The organism is Streptomyces sp. ISL-12, from assembly GCF_018614415.1.
In the GTDB taxonomy this organism is placed as follows: Bacteria; Actinomycetota; Actinomycetes; order Streptomycetales; family Streptomycetaceae; genus Streptomyces.
This window is the reverse complement of the sequence record NZ_JAGGOO010000094.1, coordinates 1-16625: the sequence shown is the minus strand read 5'-3', so window position 1 is coordinate 16625 and position 16625 is coordinate 1. Positions and strand designations below refer to the sequence as shown.

At 72.4% G+C, this 16625-nt stretch carries 16 protein-coding genes and 1 riboswitch; of the genes, 6 read left to right on the top strand and 10 right to left on the bottom strand.

The genetic code is table 11. The features are described 5' to 3' along the window. Positions 1-304 precede the first annotated feature (304 nt). The 3 genes from J7I94_RS24865 to thrC all read right to left on the bottom strand — a co-directional run bounded on the left by J7I94_RS24865 (position 305) and on the right by thrC (position 2526). The gene (locus J7I94_RS24865) at positions 305-508 is read right to left on the bottom strand and encodes a cold-shock protein (protein ID WP_004986573.1); all 204 of its coding nucleotides are present in this window, start codon (positions 506-508) and stop codon (positions 305-307) included. Positions 509-923: 415 nt separating this feature from the next. After that, positions 924-1199 carry a ubiquitin-like small modifier protein 1 gene (locus J7I94_RS24860; RefSeq protein WP_215170196.1) on the bottom strand — a complete coding sequence of 92 codons (276 nt, stop codon included), beginning with the start codon at positions 1197-1199 and terminating at the stop codon, positions 924-926. Positions 1200-1236: 37 nt separating this feature from the next. Continuing rightward, complete coding sequence (gene thrC / locus J7I94_RS24855; RefSeq protein WP_215170194.1) at positions 1237-2526, bottom strand: threonine synthase; 1290 nt, start codon at positions 2524-2526, stop codon at positions 1237-1239. A gap of 17 nt (positions 2527-2543) precedes the next feature. Beyond that, a riboswitch (SAM riboswitch) is annotated at positions 2544-2685 on the bottom strand. A gap of 156 nt (positions 2686-2841) precedes the next feature. Between thrC and J7I94_RS24850 the strand changes: the two genes are divergently transcribed. Continuing rightward, positions 2842-3786 carry a glucosyl-3-phosphoglycerate synthase gene (locus tag J7I94_RS24850; protein ID WP_215170192.1) on the top strand — a complete coding sequence of 315 codons (945 nt, stop codon included), beginning with the start codon at positions 2842-2844 and terminating at the stop codon, positions 3784-3786. A gap of 42 nt (positions 3787-3828) precedes the next feature. Continuing rightward, positions 3829-5217 (top strand): trehalose-6-phosphate synthase, encoded by a 1389-nt coding sequence (locus tag J7I94_RS24845; protein ID WP_215170190.1) that lies wholly within the window; start codon positions 3829-3831, stop codon positions 5215-5217. 19 nt (positions 5218-5236) lie between these two features. On the opposite strand, the gene J7I94_RS24840 is transcribed toward J7I94_RS24845, so the two are convergent. The 4 genes from J7I94_RS24840 to J7I94_RS24825 form a co-directional block, all read right to left on the bottom strand. Beyond that, complete coding sequence (locus J7I94_RS24840; protein ID WP_215170188.1) at positions 5237-5962, bottom strand: hypothetical protein; 726 nt, start codon at positions 5960-5962, stop codon at positions 5237-5239. A gap of 138 nt (positions 5963-6100) precedes the next feature. Further along, positions 6101-6961 carry a trehalose-phosphatase gene (gene otsB, locus J7I94_RS24835; protein ID WP_215170186.1) on the bottom strand — a complete coding sequence of 287 codons (861 nt, stop codon included), beginning with the start codon at positions 6959-6961 and terminating at the stop codon, positions 6101-6103. A 511-nt stretch (positions 6962-7472) separates the two neighbouring features. Beyond that, positions 7473-7715: a DUF3263 domain-containing protein gene (locus J7I94_RS24830; protein ID WP_215170184.1), complete on the bottom strand. Its 243-nt coding sequence runs from the start codon at positions 7713-7715 to the stop codon at positions 7473-7475. A gap of 51 nt (positions 7716-7766) precedes the next feature. Beyond that, positions 7767-8981: an ABC transporter substrate-binding protein gene (locus J7I94_RS24825; protein WP_215170221.1), complete on the bottom strand. Its 1215-nt coding sequence runs from the start codon at positions 8979-8981 to the stop codon at positions 7767-7769. Positions 8982-9147: 166 nt separating this feature from the next. On the opposite strand from J7I94_RS24825, the gene J7I94_RS24820 reads away from it, so the two are divergent. From J7I94_RS24820 to J7I94_RS24810, 3 genes are all read left to right on the top strand, one after another. After that, entirely contained in the window at positions 9148-10083 is a 936-nt protein-coding gene (locus J7I94_RS24820; protein ID WP_215170183.1) for an ROK family protein, read from the top strand. 35 nt (positions 10084-10118) lie between these two features. Beyond that, entirely contained in the window at positions 10119-11318 is a 1200-nt protein-coding gene (gene nagA, locus J7I94_RS24815; protein WP_251075685.1) for an N-acetylglucosamine-6-phosphate deacetylase, read from the top strand. A gap of 130 nt (positions 11319-11448) precedes the next feature. Further along, positions 11449-12378: a 1-phosphofructokinase family hexose kinase gene (locus J7I94_RS24810; RefSeq protein ID WP_215170181.1), complete on the top strand. Its 930-nt coding sequence runs from the start codon at positions 11449-11451 to the stop codon at positions 12376-12378. Positions 12379-12394: 16 nt separating this feature from the next. Here the strand turns inward: J7I94_RS24810 and J7I94_RS24805 are convergent, their stop codons facing one another. After that, positions 12395-13372, bottom strand: a complete 978-nt coding sequence (locus J7I94_RS24805; protein WP_215170179.1) for a carbohydrate-binding protein — start codon at positions 13370-13372, stop codon at positions 12395-12397. 119 nt (positions 13373-13491) lie between these two features. After that, a complete protein-coding gene (cdgB, locus tag J7I94_RS24800; protein ID WP_215170177.1) occupies positions 13492-15165 on the bottom strand; it encodes a diguanylate cyclase CdgB in 1674 nt (557 codons plus the stop codon). Positions 15166-15555: 390 nt separating this feature from the next. Here cdgB and J7I94_RS24795 point away from each other — a divergent pair, with 390 nt between their 5' ends. After that, the gene (locus J7I94_RS24795) at positions 15556-16140 is read left to right on the top strand and encodes a flavin reductase family protein (RefSeq protein ID WP_215170167.1); all 585 of its coding nucleotides are present in this window, start codon (positions 15556-15558) and stop codon (positions 16138-16140) included. A 10-nt stretch (positions 16141-16150) separates the two neighbouring features. Here J7I94_RS24795 and J7I94_RS24790 read toward each other — a convergent pair whose 3' ends face one another. After that, positions 16151-16564 (bottom strand): VOC family protein, encoded by a 414-nt coding sequence (locus J7I94_RS24790; protein ID WP_215170165.1) that lies wholly within the window; start codon positions 16562-16564, stop codon positions 16151-16153. Between the last annotated feature and the right edge of the window lie 61 nt (positions 16565-16625).

The window sequence follows — 16625 nt, the reverse complement described above, 5'->3', positions numbered from 1 at the left end:
CCGACCCGGTCCTTCGTTGTCACTCTCACCTTCAGAGTGCTAACGCAATGATTAGCACTCGACCCCTCCGAGTGCAAGGTGCGCCCTCGAAGAGGGCTCGATGAGGGGTGGTGGTCGGGCGACGGGCGGGCGCAAGCGCCTCCCCCGGATCGGGGGCGGCGCTCAGCCGCCCGCGAACACGTCCCGGGCACGTTCCGGACAGGGCCGGACAGGGGCCGGACAGGGGCCGGACATGCCGGAGGGCCCGCGCCTCGGTGAGACGCGGGCCCTCCGGAGAAGACCTTCGCTGCGGTGGTCGCGCGTATCAGGCAGTGACGCGGACCATGTCGGCCTGCGGGCCCTTCTGGCCCTGCGAGATCTCGAACTCGACCCGCTGGCCTTCTTCAAGGGTGCGGTAGCCGTCCATCTGGATCGCGCTGTAGTGGACGAAAACATCCGCACCACCGTCGACCGCGATGAAGCCGTACCCCTTCTCCGCGTTGAACCACTTGACGGTGCCCTGAGCCATGCCTAACTCCCCTATTACTGGCCCTTGCACAGACCCGCACTTCGCGGATCCGGGTCAGACCTCGCCCCCGAAAGGCTCTGGAGGCGTGCGCCGGAACGCGTCGACCGCGGCCGAATGTATCTGTCCAACTGCCCTCTGCAACAGGTCAATTGGACGAGAAATCTGGACGGGAGCGGTCCGGAATATGGCGAGAAATCGCAGGAATCCGGGGCAAGTCGGGCCACGCAAAGGCCACAAAAGCCGCAAAGTACGCCCACAGTTTGGCTACATCTGGTCGGGTGTACGGCAGGAATTCGGAGTTCACGCTTTAGCGATCATCGGCGCGTTCCCCAACTCTACCGCGCTCAACCACATGGAATTGCCCCCTCCGCTTCTATTGCGGAGGGGGCAATTCGGGGGACGGTGGGTGACCGCGTCAGCCGCCCGCGACGGCCGGAATGATCGAGACGCCGGCCCCGTCGGGGGTGGCCGTCTCCAGGCCCTGCTCGAAACGGACGTCGTCGTCGTTGACGTACACGTTGACGAAGCGGCGCAGCTTGCCCTGGTCGTCGAGGACGCGGGCGGAGATGCCGGTGTGGTTCTTCTCCAGATCGGCGATGACCTCGCCGAGGGTGGCCCCTTCGGCGGTCACTTCGGCCTGCCCGCCGGTGTAGGTGCGCAGGATGGTCGGGATGCGGACAGAGACACTCACTTGAAACCTCCGGTCAGGGAATCTACGTAGGGGCGCGTCACGCCAGTCCCGCCTCGCGGAACGATGCGAGGTTCGGCCGGATCGTCGCCGTGAGCCCGGTCCCTGCCACCGCGTCCAGCGTCTTCAGGCCGTCCCCGGTGTTGAGCACGACGGTGGTCAGCGCCGGGTCCAGCACCCCCGCCTCGATGAGCTTCTTCGTCACGCCCACCGTGACACCGCCGGCGGTCTCCGCGAAGATCCCCTCCGTCCGCGCCAGCAGCTTGATCGCGTCGACGACCTGCTCGTCGTTGACGTCCTCCACCGCACCGCCGGTGCGGCGCGCGATGTCGAGGACGTAGGGGCCGTCGGCCGGGTTGCCGATCGCGAGGGACTTGGCGATGGTGTCCGGCTTCTGGGGGCGGACCACGTCGTGGCCGGCCTTGAAGGCGGTGGAGACCGGCGAGCAGCCTTCCGCCTGCGCGCCGAAGATCTTGTACGGCTTGTCCTCGACCAGGCCGAGCTGGATCAGCTCCTTCAGCCCCTTGTCGATCTTCGTGAGCTGGGAGCCGGAGGCGATGGGCACGACGAGCTGGTCGGGCAGCCGCCAGCCGAGCTGTTCGCAGATCTCGTACGCCAGGGTCTTGGAACCCTCGGCGTAGTACGGCCGCAGGTTGACGTTGACGAAGCCCCAGCCCTCGCCGGCCGGGTCGCCGATCAGCTCGGAACAGAAGCGGTTGACGTCGTCGTAGTTGCCCTCGATGCCGACGAGTTCGCCGCCGTAGATCGCGGCCATGACGACCTTGCCCTGCTCCAGGTCGTGCGGGATGAACACGCACGAGCGCAGGCCGGCGCGGGCGGCGGCGGCGCCGACGGCACCGGCCAGGTTGCCGGTGGAGGAGCAGGAGAGGGTGGTGAAGCCGAAGGCGCGGGCCGCTTCCAGGGCCTGGGCGACGACGCGGTCCTTGAAGGAGTGCGTCGGGTTGCCGGAGTCGTCCTTGACGTACAGACCGCCGGTGACGCCCAGCTCGGCGGCGAGGTGGTCGGCCTTGACGAGCTTGGTCCAGCCCGGGTTGATGTTGGGCTTGTCGGCGACGTCGGCGGGGACGGGGAGGAGGGGCGCGTAACGCCAGATGTTGGTGGGGCCCGACTCGATGCGCGCGCGGAGCTTCTCGGTGTCGTAGGACGAGAAGTCGTAAGCGATCTCCAGTGGGCCGAAACACTCCTCGCAGGCGAAGACCGGGCCGAGGGGCACGCGGTGGCCGCATTCCCGGCAGGAGAGCGCCGTGGCGGGGCCGAGATCGACGGAGGCGGCGGGAGTGGTGGTGCTTTCGGCAGTCTGCACAGCCATGGAGGCGAGGCCCTTTCTCCTCATCTTCCTCACGACGCATCTCGCCGTGAGACGGATTTGGCACCTTCCCGAGCCGGGAGCCTCGCTTCTTCACGAGTGCCGACTGGAGGGTTGCCGGGGCTTCATCGGGCCGTGTCCCTCTGCCCCTCTGGATGAGCTGTATGTGGTTGTCAGCGGCGGCCACCCCCGACATGCGATGGTCATCCGCGTTGTTCAAGACTGTAACCGAAGGCCAGGACAGTTGAGATAGTCGTCCGATGCGCGAGATGGATCACATAAGGGGTGCGTGGTCCGTACAGGGAGGAGCCGCAGACCGTGCTGGAAGAAGTCGAGCGTTGGCTCAGCGCACGTTCCTGGTCCGTGTCCGACCGGCCGCTGCACCAGATCCTGGCCGCCAAGCAGCGCACGGGCCAGACGGTCAGTGTGGTGCTTCCCGCGCTGAACGAGGAGGAGACGGTCGGCGACATCGTCGCGGCGATCCGGCACGACCTGATGTGCCAGGTGCCGCTGGTCGACGAGATCGTGGTGGTCGACTCCGGGTCGACGGACGCCACCGCGAAGGTGGCCGCGGCGGCCGGCGCCCGCGTCGCGCACCGCGACGAGATCCTCCCGCGGATCGCGCCCGTGCCCGGCAAGGGCGAGGTGCTGTGGCGGTCGCTGCTGGTGACGGGCGGCGACATCGTGGCGTTCGTGGACGCGGACCTGAGGGAGTTCTCGTCCGACTTCGTCACCGGCATCGTCGGTCCGCTGCTCACCGACCCGGACGTGCACCTGGTCAAGGCCATGTACGACCGTCCGCTGGGCACCGCCGCCGGGCAGGGCGGCCGGGTCACCGAGCTGATGGCCCGGCCGCTGCTGAACATGCACTGGCCGCAACTGGCCGGGTTCGTGCAGCCGCTGGGCGGCGAGTACGCGGCCCGCCGCTCGCTGCTCGAACGGCTGCCGTTCCCCGTGGGGTACGGGGTGGAGCTGGGGATGCTGGTGGACGCGCTGCACCTGGTGGGGCTCGACGCGCTGGCCCAGGTGGACGTCGGGGTGCGCAAGCACCGGCACCAGGACGGGCAGGCGCTGGGCCGGATGTCCGCCGCGATCTACCGCACCGCGCAGCTGCGGCTGGCCCGCGGCCATCTGATCCGGCCGTCGCTGACCCAGTTCGAGCGCGGCGAGGACGGTTTCGAGCCGCGCACCTTCTCGGTGGACACCGAGGAACGGCCGCCCATGCTGGAGATCGCGGAGTACGCGCGGCGCAAGGTGGCGTGAACGTACGTTTGAGCTGGTGGCGGCCGGGCTAGGTTGAGGCGTATGGCTTCAACCTTCGGTGCTGCTCAGGTGCTGGTGGCCTCCAACCGTGGCCCCGTCTCGTACGAGATCCGCGAGGACGGTTCGCTGCGGTCGAAACGCGGAGGCGGCGGGCTGGTCTCCGGACTGTCGGCGATCGGGCCGGACGCGGGGGCGCTGTGGGTGTGCTCGGCGCTGTCCGACGGCGACCGCGAGGCGGTGCGGCGCGGGGTCGGCGAGGACGGCGTGCGGATGCTGGACGTACCGGCGGACGTGCACGCGGACGCGTACAACGGGATCGCCAACTCGGTGCTGTGGTTCGTGCACCACATGCTGTACCAGACGCCGCTGGAGCCGGTCTTCGACGCGGAGTTCCGGCGGCAGTGGGCGTCCTACGAGGCGTTCAACCGGGCCTTCGCCGAGGCGCTGGCCGAGGAGGCCGCCGAGGGCGCGGCCGTGCTGGTGCAGGACTACCACCTGACGCTGGTGCCGGGGATGCTGCGCGAGCTGCGCCCGGACGTGCGGATCAGCCACTTCTCGCACACGCCGTGGGCGCCGGTGGAGTACTTCCGGATGCTGCCCGACGACATCGCCGCGCAGGTGCTGCGCGGGATGCTGGGCGCGGACCGGCTCGGGTTCCTCACCCGGCGGTGGGCCGAGGCGTTCACCGCGTGCTGTGACGCGCTGGTGGGCGGGCTCGGGGACACCGTGGTCGGGGTGCACGGGCTCGGGGCCGACGCGGACTTCCTGCGCGAGCGGTCGCACGAGCCCGACGTGGACGAGCGGATGGCGGCGCTGCGGGAGCAGATCGGGCCGGGGCGGAAGACCATCGTGCGGGTCGACCGGACCGAGCTGTCGAAGAACATCGTGCGCGGGCTGCTGGCCTACCGGCGGCTGCTGGCGGACCGGCCCGAGTGGCGCGAGCGGGTGGTGCACGTGGCGTTCGCCTACCCGTCCCGGCAGGACCTCGCGGTCTACCGGGAGTACACGGCCGAGGTGCGGCGGGTGGCCGAGGAGATCAACGCGGAGTACGGGACGGACGGCTGGACGCCGGTCGTGCTGCACGTCAAGGACGACTTCGCGCGGTCGCTCGCGGCGTACCGGCTGGCGGACGTGGCACTGGTCAACCCCATCCGGGACGGGATGAACCTGGTCGCCAAGGAGGTGCCGGTCGTCTCCGACGAGGGGTGCGCGCTGGTGCTGTCGCGGGAGGCGGGGGCGTTCGAGGAGCTGGGCGAGGACGCGGTGGTCGTCAATCCGTACGACGTGACGGGGACGGCGGAGGCGTTGCACGAGGCGCTCGGCCTGCCGGCGGGAGAGCGGGCCGAGCGGTCGAAGCGGCTGGCTGCGGCGGCGACCGCGTTGCCGCCGGCGCGGTGGTTCCTGGAGCAGCTGGAGGCGTTGCGGGGGTGAGGGGCGGCGGCTCCACCCACTACTTCGTCCGGACCGCCGGGCAGTAGCCGGTGTCCGTGCCGATGGAGTTGATCTCCGCGTTGGAGCGCGGGTCGTCGGCGTAGTTCAGCTGGTCCGTGCACTTCGAGGTCTTGTCCGCGGGCGTGCCCGACAGCGGTGCGGGGCAGGAGCCGGTCTCGGCGCCGATGGAGTTGATCTCCGCGTTGGAGCGCGGGTCGTCGGCGTAGTTCAGCTGGTCCGTGCACTTCGAGGTCTTGTCCGCGGGCGTGCCCGACAGCGGCTCCGGGCAGGTGCCCGTGTCGGCACCGATGGAGTTGATCTCCGCGTTGGAGCGCGGGTCGTCGGCGTAGTTCAGCTGGTCCGTGCACTTCGAGGTCTTGTCCGCGGGCGTGCCCGACAGCGGCTCCGGGCAGGTGCCCGTGTCGGCGCCGATGGAGTTGATCTCGGCGTTCGAGCGCGGGTCGCCGGTGTAGTCGAGCTGGTCCGTGCAGCTCAGGTCGGTCCCGGTGGTCGCGGCCGGGTCCGTGCGCGTGTTGTCCGCGGTGCCCTGGGCGGACGCGCCGGCCGACGCGGAGGCCGAGGCGGAGGCCGGCGGGGTGCTCGCGTCGGCGGTCGCGGCGGCCGGGGACGCCGCGGTGCTGTCGCCGCCACCGCCGCAGGCGGTGAGGGAGAGGCCGGCGGCGAGGGCGACGAGGGCGAGCAGCGGGGCCTTGCGGGCGGGCTTCGGGGCCTTGCGAGCGGACATGGTCTCTCCTCCACGGTTGCGGGCCCGGGTGAGCGGGCTTCTCGTCGTGGAGGAGGCCCGGGGGCGCCGGGCCGGTTGCCCCGTGAGTGGCGTCAGGACGGGCCTGTGACACACGGGGAGACGCGCTGTGACGTTGTCTCAGGCCAGGCGCCGGGCGAGCGCGCCGAGCAGGGCGACCACCCCGGCCGGGCCGTCCACCTCCACGTCCGCGCGCTTCCTCAGTTCCGTCACCTCGTCGCTGCCGCTGCACACCAGCAGGCCGGGGGTGCCCTCGGTGCGGAGCCGGTCGACGGCGGAGTAGGCGGGGAGGTCGCCGAGGTCGTCGCCGGCGTAGAGGACCGCGCCGGCGCCGATGCCCTCGACGTGGTCCAGGAGGGCGGCGCCCTTGTCCATGCCGGGCGGACGCAGTTCCAGGACCATGCGGCCGGGCTCGACGATCAGGCCGTGGCGGGCGGCGAGGCCGGTGAGGGGGGCGCGCAGGGCCTCGAAGGCGGCCTGTGGGTCGGCGGCCCGGCGGGTGTGGACGGCGACGGAGCGGCCCTTGTCCTCGGTCCGGGTGCCGTCCGGGGCCCCGGCCAGCAGTCCGGGCAGTTCGGCGCGGACTGCGGCGACCCCGGGGTGCGGGGCCGGGGCGGTGACGGCGCCGGTGGCGGCGTCCCAGCGTTCGGCGCCGTAGTGGCCGAGGACGACGAGGTGCTCCAGGCCGGGTACGCCGGCGAAGCCGCCGTGGTGGACGGCGACCTCGGCCGGGCGGCCGGTGATCACCGCGACGGAGGCGACCTTCGGGGCGAGCGCGGCCAGCGCGGGCACCGCGCCGGGGTGGGCGCGGGCCTGGTCGGGGTCGGGCACGATCTCGGCGAGCGTGCCGTCGAAGTCGAGTGCGATCACCGCCCGGCCTGGGTCGGCGAGGAGCCCGTCGAGCCCTTCGCGCCCGGCCTCGGTGGCGGGCGTCGGCAGGTGGTCCAGCGGGTCGGGGGTTGCGTCCGTGTGGCTGCCCATACCGCGAACCTATCCCGGCGGGACGGGTCGCACGCCTCTGCGCTCGGTCGGCGTGAGCGTGACCCGGGGGGCGCCTTGACGATCGCAGGCCCCGCGCGGTGATCCGGCCGCCTCGGTGACCCGGGGGCCCCGCTGACCGGCCGCCCCGCTGACCGGCCGCCTCGGTGACCCGGAGGCCCGGGGACCCAGCCGCCTCGGTGACCCAGCCGCCTCGGTGACCGGCCACCCCGCTGACCGGCCGCCTCGGTGACCCGGAGGCCCGGGGACCCAGCCGCCTCGGTGACCCAGCCGCCTCGGTGGCCCAGCCGCCCCGCTGACCCGGCCACCCCGCTGACCGGCCACCCCGCTGACCGGCCGCCTCGGTGGCCCGCCGGCCTTAGCGACCCGGCCGCCTCAGCGTCCGCCCGCCTCAGCGTCCGCCCGCCTCAGTGACCCGCCCGTCTGAGCGACCCGCCCCGCCCGAGCCACCCGCCCGCCTCCACCGCGCACACGCCCCAGCGACCAACCCGCCTCAGCGCTCCGCCCGTCGGGACTCGCGGACGCGGCGCAGGCGGTTCACCGTCACCGGGTCCGCCGCCAGGGCCCGGGGGTCGTCCAGGAGGGCGTTGAGGAGCTGGTAGTAGCGGACGGGGGCGAGGCCCAGTTCCTCGCGGATCACGCGCTCCTTGGCGCCGGGGCCGGAAAAGCCGCGGCGCTCCAGCGCGAGGACGCGCCGCTCCCGCTCCCCCAGCGGCTGCTGCTCACCTTCATCCATGTCCGCACCGTAACGCCGGGCGCCGACAGCGGGCGACGGCGCCGTCCCGCGCTACCCGGCGCTCTCGGCCTGGTTCGCGGTGGTCTCCAGCAGCCGGAGCACCGACTCCGGGTCCCCGCCGGAGGCGACCGCCTTTCCGATGTTCTTCTTGATCTCCGCGCTGACCGTGGCCCAGGAGGTCTCGCCGACCGGGTACAGCTCGGAGGTCAGCAGTTCGTCGAGGAAGGGCTTCAGGTGCTCGTCCTCCTCGGCCGCCGCCATCGTCTCGGAGGCGGAGGCGGTGACCGGCAGCAGGTCGTAGCGGCGGGAGAAGTCGAGGACGTTGTCGTCGTCGTAGACGAAGTCGAGGAAGTCGCCGACCTCCTCCTGGTGGCCGTTCTTCTTGAACGCGGTCATCCAGTCGGTGACGCCCAGCGTGCTCCTGCTCTCCCCGTCGACGCCGGGGGTGGGCACCATGCCGTACTTCACGCCGTTCTTCTCGGCCATCGCCATCAGCGACGGGTGGCCGTTGAGCATGCCGACCTCGCCCTTGGCGAACGCGGCGAAGGCGTCCGCCCGGTTGAGCTTGCCGGGCGCGACCGGGCCGGTCAGGTCCTTGCCGACCAGCTCGTCCTTGAGCCAGGTGAAGGTGGCGACGTTCTGCGCGGAGTCGATGGTGTAGGTGCCGACGGTGTCGGTGTAGCCGCCTCCGCCGCTGAGCAGCCACTGCATGGTCTCCGCCTGCGCCTCCTCGGGCCCGAGCGGCAGAGCGTACGGGTACGTCACCCCCTGCGCCTTCAGCGCCTCGGCGGCCTCGGCGAGGTCGTCCCAGCTCTTGGGCGCGGAGAGGCCGGCCTTGGCGAAGAGGGTCTTGTTGTAGAACAGCACGCGCGTGGAGGCCGCGAACGGCAGGCCGTACTGCACCCCCTTGACCTGGCCCGCGGCGGCGAGCTGGGAGACGAAGTTGGCCTGCGTGGGGATGGAGAGCAGGTCGTCGGCGCGGTAGAGCAGGCCCTCGTCCGCGTAGTCGGCGTAGGCGCCGATCTGGGCCAGGTCGGGCGCCTTGCCGGCGTCGACCATCTCGCGGACCTTCCGGTCGACGTCGTTCCACGAGTAGACGGTGACCTCGACGTTCACGTCGGAGTGGCTCGACTCGTAGGCCTCGGCCAGTTCGTCCCAGTACCGCTGGGAGCTGGTGGACTCGCTGTCGCCGTAGTCGGCGGCGACCAGGCGGAGGGTCACCTCGTCCGACCCGCCCGAGCCGCAGCCGCCGAGGACCACGGCCATGCCCAGTGCGGACACCACCGCGATCGTCCCTTTTCCACGCCGCTGCACTGTTCGCTCCCCGCTTCGCCGACCGGATGGCGCCGATCGTTGTCCGTTTAACGGATCAAGGTCTACACCACCCCAGTGGACTAGACCTCTCGCGGGTCATCGGGCCACACTGTTCCCCGTGAGACATGTCATCGCCCTGGACGTGGGCGGCACCGGGATGAAGGCCGCCCTGGCCGGGCCGGACGGCGAGCCGCTGCACCGGGCCCGCCGGCCCACCGGCCGCGACCGCGGGCCCGAGGCGGTCGTCGAGTCCGTCCTGGAGTTCGCCGCCGAGCTGAGCGTCCTGGGGACGGAACGGTTCGGCACGCCGCCCGCGGCGGCCGGTGTCGCCGTCCCGGGCATCGTCGACGACGCGCACGGCACCGCCGTCTACGCCGCCAACCTCGGCTGGCGGGACGTCCCGCTGCGCGCCCTGCTGAGCGAGCGGCTCGGCGGCATCCCGGTCGCCCTCGGCCACGACGTGCGCACCGGCGGTCTCGCCGAGGGCCGCGTCGGCGCGGGCCGGGGCACCGACCGCTTCCTCTTCGTCCCCCTCGGCACCGGTATCGCGGGCGCCATCGGCATCGACGGCCGGGTGGAGGGCGGCGCGCACGGCTTCGCGGGCGAGATCGGCCACGTCGTCGTACGTCCCGGCGGCACTCCCTGCCCGTGCGGGCAGCGCGGCTGCCTGGAGCGGTACGCCTCCGCGAGCGCCGTCGGCCAGGCGTGGGCGGCGGCCTCGGGCAACCCCGACGCGGACGCCGCCGACTGCGCCGAGGCCGTCGCCTCCGGGGACGTACGGGCCGCGCGGGTCTGGCAGGAGGCGGTGGACGCCCTGGCCGACGGCCTGGTCACCGCGCTGACCCTGCTGGACCCCCGGACGCTGATCATCGGTGGCGGCCTGGCGGAGGCGGGGGAAACCTTGTTCACACCGCTGAGGGAGGCCGTCGCGCGCCGGATCACCTTCCAGACACAGCCGTCCATCGTCCCCGCGGCCTTGGGCGACACGGCGGGATGCCTCGGCGCGGGGCTCCTGGCCTGGGACCTACTCAACCGTACGGAGGAACCGACGTGACGGACATGCCCTCAGGGGCGCGGGACAGCGCCGATATGCGACTCCGTCGCGGGGCGCGACCAGCCACCACGGACCCGCACCCGGCGACGACCGGAACCCCCCTCGTCCTGTCCGGCGCCGACGTCGTCCTCCCCGCCGGAACCGTGAAGGCGGGCCAGGTCGTCGTGGACGGCACCCGGATCGCCACCACCGCTCTGGAGAACGCCCAGGTCATCGACCTGAGCGCGCACTGGATCGTCCCCGGCTTCGTGGACCTCCACAACCACGGCGGCGGTGGAGCCTCCTTCGCCGGCGGCACCGCCGAGGACGTCCTCCAGGGCGTCGAGACCCACCGCCGCCACGGCACCACCACCGTCGTCGCCTCCGCCGTCACCGGCGACCTGGACTTCCTGGCCCGGCACGCCGGGATGCTCGCCGAGCTGGCCCAGCAGGGCGACATCGCCGGCATCCACTTCGAGGGCCCGTTCATCTCCCCGTGCCGCAAGGGCGCGCACGACGAGCAGTTGCTGCGCGACCCCGACCCGGCGGAGGTGCGCAAGCTGATCGACGCCGCGCACGGCCACGCGAAGATGATGACGCTGGCCACCGAGCTGCCGGGCGGCCTGGACTCCGTACGCCTGCTCACCGAGCACGGCGTGATCGCGGCGGTCGGGCACACGGACGCGACGTACGAGCAGACGCTCCGGGCCATCGACGCGGGCGCCACCGTCGCCACCCACCTGTTCAACGCGATGCCGCCGATCGGCCACCGGGCCCCGGGTCCGATCACGGCCCTGCTGGAGGACGAGCGGGTCACCGTCGAGCTGATCAACGACGGTGTCCACCTGCACCCGGCCGCGCTCCGGCTCGCCTTCCACCACGCGGGGGCCGGCCGCGTCGCCTTCATCACGGACGCGATGGACGCGGCCGGCTTCGGCGACGGCCGCTACATGCTGGGCCCGATGGAGGTCGAGGTCGCGGACGGTGTGGCCCGGCTGGTGGAGGGTGGTTCGATCGCCGGCTCCACGCTCACCCTGGACCGCGCCTTCAAGCGGGCGGTGACGGTGGACGGGCTGCCGGTCGAGGACGTGGTCGCGGCGATCTCCGCCAACCCGGCGCGGCTGCTCGGCCTGGACGACCGGGTGGGTTCGCTGGAGCCGGGCAAGGACGCCGATCTGGTGGTGCTGGACTCCGCGTTCGACGTGGTGGGCGTGATGCGCCGGGGCGCCTGGGTGGTCGATCCCCAACTGGGCTGATCCGTCCCCGGGCCGGCCCGGTCCTCTCGCCCCGGGACTGGGCCGACCGCCCCGCGTTTGGCATGATCGGAGCACCATCGCACGCCGCCGAGGGCAGCGGCGCCGCACGTAGTCGGGGGAGGTCGGCCCGGTGATCCTCACGGTCACGCTGAACACCGCTCTCGACCTCACCTACCGTGTCCCGGGGCTCAAGCCGCACGCCTCCCACCGCGTCACCGAGGTGACCGAGCGGCCCGGCGGCAAGGGCGTCAACGTGGCCCGGGTGCTGTCGTCCCTCGGGCACGAGGTGACGGTCACCGGCTTCGCGGGCGGCGCCACCGGACGTGCCGTACGGGACGGCCTCACCGGACGGCCCCGGCTGGTCGACGCGCTGCTGCCGGTCACCGGCGCCACCCGGCGCACCATAGCCGTCGTCGACGAGCACACCGGCGACACCACCCAGCTGAACGAACCCGGCCCCCTGATCACCCCCGCCGAGTGGAACACGTTCCAGGAGGCGTACGAGGATCTGCTCGCCGGTGTCTCCGCGGTGGCCCTGTGCGGCAGCCTGCCGCCGGGCGTCCCGGTGGGTGCCTACGCCGGTCTTGTGCGCGCCGCGCGCGCCGCCGCGGTGCCGGTGCTGCTGGACACCAGCGGGGAGCCGCTGCGCCGGGCGGTGGCCGCCCGCCCGGACCTGATCAAGCCGAACGCCGACGAACTGGCCGAGCTGACCGGTTCCCACGAGCCGCTGCGGGCCACGCGGGACGCCCGGCGGCGCGGCGCCCGGGCCGTGGTCGCCTCACTGGGCGCCGAGGGACTGCTGGCGGTGACCGGGGAGGGCCGCTGGCGGGCCGCCCCACCCGCCCGGGTGCGCGGCAATCCGACCGGCGCGGGGGATTCGGCGGTGGCGGGTCTGCTGTCGGGCCTGGCCGAGCGGCTGCCCTGGCCGGACCGGCTGGCCCGCGCGGTCGCCCTGTCGGCGGCGACGGTGCTGGCGCCGGTGGCGGGCGAGTACGACCAACGGGCCTACGAGGAGCTGCTGAGCCGGGTGACGGTGACGGCGGAGGCCGACGCGGCCTGACGGCCCTGCCGCCGGGTCAGCTGGTGACCTGGCCTTCCTTAAGCCAGAGCTGGTCCAGCAGGATGTCGCACTTGTCGCCGTCCTGGCAGGAGACGGAGATGGTGTTGGTGCCCTTGTTGAGAGACGGGTAGGCGTAGGTCTGGGTCCAGCCCTTGGTGTAGTCGCCGTCCTTGGCATTGGCGAAGTTGCCGAGGTTCAGCTTGCTGCCGAACTCCTTGCCGTTGATCGTCAGCGTCATCGACTGGTCGGCGTCGGCGGTGCTGTAGCGGGCGAAGAGGGTGTAGACGCCGGCCTTCGGGATGCCGTTGACGGTCCAGGTGGCCGAGGCGCCGCTCTGGTCGAGGCCGGTCACGTACGTGCCGCCCTCCGACTCGGCGCCCTCGACGTCGGACGCCGTGGAGGCACCACTGAGCTGGAGGCCGGCCGCGTCGGTCGTCGGCAGCTCCGCGTCGCTCTGCGCGCTGCCGCTGGCGGACGGGCTGGGTTCGCCGCTGCTCTGGGACTGGGTCGGGCCGGCCCCGCCGGCCTGGTCGGTGCTCTTGTCGTCGTCATCGCCGCTGCTGGTCATGGCGATGCCGATGCCGATGACGACGGCGGCGACCACCGCGATGGCGCCGATCAGCAGGCCCTTGGTGTTGGGCCCGCGACGCCCGCCGCCGTGTCCGCCCCCGTGCCCGCCGCCGTGTCCCGGCTGCTGGTGCGGGGCGGCGGGGGCGCCGCCGGGGAGCGTCTCCGGGGCGGCGTAGTGCGGGTTCTGGGCGCCGTAGGGCGCGTTCGGCCGGCCGTAGGCGCCCTGCTGGGGCGGGGCGGCCTGCTGGGCGGCGGCCTGTCCGCCGTACTGGCGGGTACCGACCGGGCGCACGCGGTTGACCGAGTTGGGGTAGCCGTAGCCACCGGACGGCGGCTGGGCCCCGTTGGCCTGCCCGTCGGCGTACAGGTAGCCGAAGGGGTCGTCGTCCTCGGGCGTGCTCGCGCCGTTGTTGCCGGGCGTCATCCCTAGGTCTCCTAACCAGGTGCGGTGCGGGTGCGGTGTACGTGGTGAGAGGCCGAGCCTACCCGGTGCCGGTGACCCGAACGGGTGACTCGGACCGCATCAACTCGCTGACCTGGGGATCATCCCGCCCGCCGGTGTTGTTTGGGACGAGATCGTTTCTCGATGTACATCCGCTCGTCCGCGGACTTCAGCACCTCGTCGGCGGTCATGCCGCAGTGCGCCCACCCGATGCCGAAGCTGGCGCCCACCCGCACGGCCCGTCCCTCGGCCCGGATCGGCTGGATGATCTCGTTGCGCAGCCGTACGGCGAGGTCGGCGGCGTCGGCCCGGCCGAGGCCGTCGGCGAGGATGACGAACTCGTCGCCGCCGAGCCGGGCCACCGTGTCGCCGTCCCGGACGCCGCCGGAGAGCCGCCGGGCGACCTCGATGAGCACGGCGTCACCCGCGTTGTGCCCGAACCGGTCGTTGATCGACTTGAAGCCGTCGAGGTCGCAGAAGAGCACCGCGAGCCCCTTGGTGCCGTCGTCCCGGTCGCCCTCGGGGGTGACCGCGTGCTCGTGGTGGTCGTGACCCTCGTACGGGTCCGGGTGGGGCGGGAAGTCGAAGTAGTGGCCGCCGGAGTCGAAGACGGGGTCGGCGGCCGGGGCGTCCCCGTAGGCGGCGTCCATGGCGTCGACCGCGGGGTGCGCCGACTGGGGGCGGGTGCACAGCCGGGCGGAGAGGCGGGAGCGCAGCTCGGCGGAGTTCGGCAGGCCGGTGAGGGAGTCGTGGGAGGCGCGGTGGGCGAGGGCCAGCTCGCGGCGCTTGCGCTCCTCGATGTCCTCGACGTGGGTGAGCAGGAAGCGGGGCCCGTCGGCGGCGTCGGCGACGACGCTGTTGCGCAGCGAGGTCCAGATGTGGGAGCCGTCCCGGCGGCGCAGCCGCAGCTCGGCCCGGCCGCCCTCGGCGGAGGTGCGCAGCAGGGTGCCTATGTCCTCGGGGTGGACGAGGTCGGAGAAGGAGTACCGGCGCATCGCGGAGGCGGGGCGGCCGAGCAGGCGGCACAGCGCGTCGTTGGTGCGCAGGATGCGGCCGTGCTGGTCGCCGCCCATCTCGGCGATGGCCATGCCGGAGGGGGCGTACTCGAAGGCCTGCCGGAAGCTCTCCTCGCTGGCGCGCAGGGCCTGCTGCTCGCGCTCCAGGCGGACCAGGGCGCGCTGCATGTTGGAGCGGAGCCGGGCGTTGCTGATCGCTATGGCGGCCTGGAACGCGTACATCTGCAAAGCCTCGCGGCCCCAGGCGCCGGGCCGGCGGCCGTTGCGCGGGCGGTCCACGGAGAGGACGCCGATCAGCTCGCCGCTGGTGCCGCCGCCCTGCGGGCCGGGGGCGTACATGGGGGCGAAGAGGCGGTCCGAGGGGTGCCACTCGTCCTCGAAGCGGGGCGCGGGCCCGTCGGTGTACCACTGCGGTACGTCGTCGTCGTCGAGGATCCAGCCCTCGGTGTGCGGGATGAAGATCAGGTCGCCCCACCGCTCGCCCATGTTCAGGCGGCGCTCCCAGGAGGAGCGGGGGCCGACGCGGCCGGTGATGAGGGCCTCGGCGGCCGAGTTCCCGGCGAAGGCGGCGACGACGAGGTCGCCGTCGGGGCGGACCAGGTTGACGCACGCCATCTCGTAGCCGAGGGCGTGGACCACGCCGTCCGCGACGGTCTGCAGGGTGTCCGCCAGACTGCGGGCCGTGTTCATGTCGGCCATGGCCTGGTGCAGTTGCCGAAGGGACGCAAGGCGGACGTACGGCTCCGACTCGGTCTCCATGCTCGCCCTCCCCCCGAGACCTCGCAGCGAATCAAGGGTCATCTTCGGCGCCATTGCCGGATCATGCGGATCATGCGGTTCGACGCTCGTCATGCTCGGTGACGCGCCGGTCTCGACGGTGCGGTCCCGATGACGCGTCGACGATGCTCTTGCAGCTTCCCCGCCACTGAATCACAGCGCGCTGCCCACTCGGTACACAGGGTCAACAATTCCTAGCTCTTGTGACTCAAGTCACAGCAGAAGATGAACAATTGCGTGATGTTTCCGCACTTTCCCTGTGCGTTTCCTGAACGCAAATTTCGCGCGGTGGTTCTCTCCCCTGGTCCTAGGTCTCCCGACCGGGACCGGAGCCCGATGCGGGCGCCGCGGGGCGGCCGTTAGCGTGGCGACGTGTCCCACACCAGCCCCGCCACCGTGTCCTCTCCCTCCCCCGCCGCCGCCGTGCATGCTGAGGGAGTGAGCAACGACGAGTTCCGCGCCGCCATGTCCCGGCTGGCCTCGGGCGTGGTCCTGGTGACCGCGCAGGAGCCGCCCCTGGACCCGGACGACCCCAGCGCCCCGCTCGGGGAGGACGTGGGGATGACGGCGACGGCCTTCCTCTCCGTCTCCCTGGACCCGCCGCTGGTCCTGGTGAGCCTGCGCGAGGGCTCCCGCATGGACGACCTGCTGGACGAGCAGCCCCGGTGGGCGGTCTCGGTCCTCTCGGAGAGCCAGCGGCACATCGCCGGCCGCTTCGCGATGAAGGGCCGCCTCAGCGACCGCCTCCTCTTCGAGGACATCCCCTACGTGCGCGGCGAGCAGTCGGGCGCGCCGCTGGTCGGCGGGGCGCTGGCGACCCTGGAGTGCCACACCGAGCAGCGGGTGAGCGCCGGCGACCACACGCTGGTCATCGGCCGGGTGCTGACGGCAGGGGTGCCGAGCGCGGAGGGCGGTCCGCTGACGTACTTCCGGGGGCGGTACCGGCAGTTGGGCTGAGCCGCCGGCTTTACGGGCCGGGCGGCTGGTCCCGCGGCGGCGCCAGGGTGCGCAGGACGCAGAACTCGTTGCCCTCGGGGTCGGCCATGACCACCCAGTTCCGGTCCGGGCCCTGGCCCACGTCCGCCTTGGTGGCGCCGAGGCCGAGCAGTCTGGTCACCTCGTCCTCGGTGCTGCCGTCGACCGGGCTGACGTCGAGATGCAGCCGGTTCTTCACCGTCTTGCCCTCGGGCACACGGATGAACAGCAGGGTGGGCGGCATCTGGCGGGCCCGGACGTCCTCGACGGCCGGCACCCAGGAGCCGATCTCGACCTTGCCCTCGCTCCGGTCGATCACCTCGAAGCCCAGGACCTCGCACCAGAAGGCCGCGAGCCTCTCCGGATCGTGGCAGTCGACGGTCAGCTCGGTGAACCTGCTTGTCATGCTTCTCCCAGACGGTACGGACGGGCTCGCCCCGGAGGAACCCCCTAGGGCCTGTCGTTTG

Bases quoted from the DNA above. Each gene is read 5' to 3' on its own strand.
- J7I94_RS24790 (WP_215170165.1), bottom strand. From the start codon at position 16,564: ATGACAAGCAGGTTCACCGAGCTGACCGTCGACTGCCACGATCCGGAG.
- J7I94_RS24825 (WP_215170221.1), bottom strand. From the start codon at position 8,981: ATGGCCGTGGTCCTCGGCGGCTGCGGCTCGGGCGGGTCGGACGAGGTG.
- J7I94_RS24805 (WP_215170179.1), bottom strand. From the start codon at position 13,372: ATGACGCCCGGCAACAACGGCGCGAGCACGCCCGAGGACGACGACCCC.
- nagA (WP_251075685.1), top strand. From the start codon at position 10,119: ATGCGACTCCGTCGCGGGGCGCGACCAGCCACCACGGACCCGCACCCG.
- otsB (WP_215170186.1), bottom strand. From the start codon at position 6,961: ATGGGCAGCCACACGGACGCAACCCCCGACCCGCTGGACCACCTGCCG.
- cdgB (WP_215170177.1), bottom strand. From the start codon at position 15,165: ATGGAGACCGAGTCGGAGCCGTACGTCCGCCTTGCGTCCCTTCGGCAA.
- J7I94_RS24830 (WP_215170184.1), bottom strand. From the start codon at position 7,715: ATGGATGAAGGTGAGCAGCAGCCGCTGGGGGAGCGGGAGCGGCGCGTC.
- J7I94_RS24845 (WP_215170190.1), top strand. From the start codon at position 3,829: ATGGCTTCAACCTTCGGTGCTGCTCAGGTGCTGGTGGCCTCCAACCGT.
- J7I94_RS24840 (WP_215170188.1), bottom strand. From the start codon at position 5,962: ATGTCCGCTCGCAAGGCCCCGAAGCCCGCCCGCAAGGCCCCGCTGCTC.
- J7I94_RS24865 (WP_004986573.1), bottom strand. From the start codon at position 508: ATGGCTCAGGGCACCGTCAAGTGGTTCAACGCGGAGAAGGGGTACGGC.
- thrC (WP_215170194.1), bottom strand. From the start codon at position 2,526: ATGGCTGTGCAGACTGCCGAAAGCACCACCACTCCCGCCGCCTCCGTC.